This window comes from uncultured Maribacter sp. (assembly GCF_947500405.1).
In the GTDB taxonomy this organism is placed as follows: Bacteria; Bacteroidota; Bacteroidia; order Flavobacteriales; family Flavobacteriaceae; genus Maribacter_B.
Genome location: NZ_CANMRY010000046.1, coordinates 1 through 1,226, shown reverse-complemented (window position 1 = coordinate 1,226; position 1,226 = coordinate 1). Strand labels below are relative to the sequence as shown.

Annotated in this window: 1 protein-coding gene; it reads right to left on the bottom strand. The window is 30.4% G+C overall.

Annotated elements, in window-relative coordinates; genetic code table 11:
- Positions 1-211 precede the first annotated feature (211 nt).
- Entirely contained in the window at positions 212-1,123 is a 912-nt protein-coding gene (locus Q0945_RS15895) for a hypothetical protein (RefSeq protein ID WP_299436614.1), read from the bottom strand.
- Between the last annotated feature and the right edge of the window lie 103 nt (positions 1,124-1,226).

Genomic DNA, 1,226 nt, shown 5'->3' with positions numbered 1-1,226 from the left:
TAATGGTTTTTTCCAATTATATTTCAATTCATAAAGTAAGCTAGATGCACCAAAAGCTAGTTTATTGCATGCAACGTTGTTGTATATGGTTTGTTGCGTGTTTCAAGCAACTAATTTAGTAAATAATTACCGACAAAGAAAGTCCGCGAGGACTTTCGCAAGTAGGCAAAAAGCCAGCAATAAATTATATACGGTGTTGTAATGCGTAATTTTATTTTTCAAATTTCAGTTCTTTCGTTTCAAGTTTAATAAGTCCGAATTTTTTCTCTCCATCCGAACTCTTTAACATAAATTTTTTGAATTCAAGGTCACGTTCAGTGCTACTTTCAATTAATAAGGATATTTCCCAATTTTCGAATCCGTTTTCACTTTTCCATTTTTTAATTGATTCCTTTAATCTTTCGGATTGTTCGTCATTCAGATTGTCATAAAGTTTTTTGTTGTTTATTTTAAATTGCTCTCCAATTTTTTCAAAGTCAATACGATAATGATGAATATGCTTTTGGTTAAAATTCTCAAATTCAAAGAAAGAAAATCGGTTGTCTGTATACTTAGTTTTGTCGGTTACTTTTGGAAAGTAAAAATTGTAAATAACTTCTTGGTCATTATTTTTTTTAATCAGCAAACTACATAACGAGTCTAATTCCGCAAATGTTTTTTCTTTTTCCTTTTTTAGTGGTATAGCTGAATAAATTGTATTTACCCAACGAAATGTTCCATCACTATTTTCAATTCGGTCGGAAATTGCTCTTGCCTTTGGGTAATAAACCCGAATGTCTTTTTCAAGTGCTTCAGAAGCTCTAACCTTTGCCTTAATTGCCTGATATTCTTTATCAAACCTTTGCTTGTCAAATTCAAAAGGGCTTTGGTTTCCAAGGTTGTATACAACTGCAATAGGATATTCATCGTTTTCTACTATATAAAACTGGAATCCGTAAATTTTTCCAAACTCGTGAAAAGTTCCAATAAATTCTGTTTTAAATTGGTTATTATAAATTTCTGCTATTTGAGATTCCATAAACTTAATTGCTTTCTTTTCTTCTTTCTCAAACATTTTATTTTGTGCTTGAGAATTACATCCTAAAGTCAAAAATGTAAGAAGAAATAATATATGGAATTTCATAAGTTTATTGGTACGGTTTTATGCATTACAACGTTCTCGGCTATGATTTCGGACTGGGAAAGTATACACTAACCAGTCAGCCAGAGATAAATTTTTAAAATTA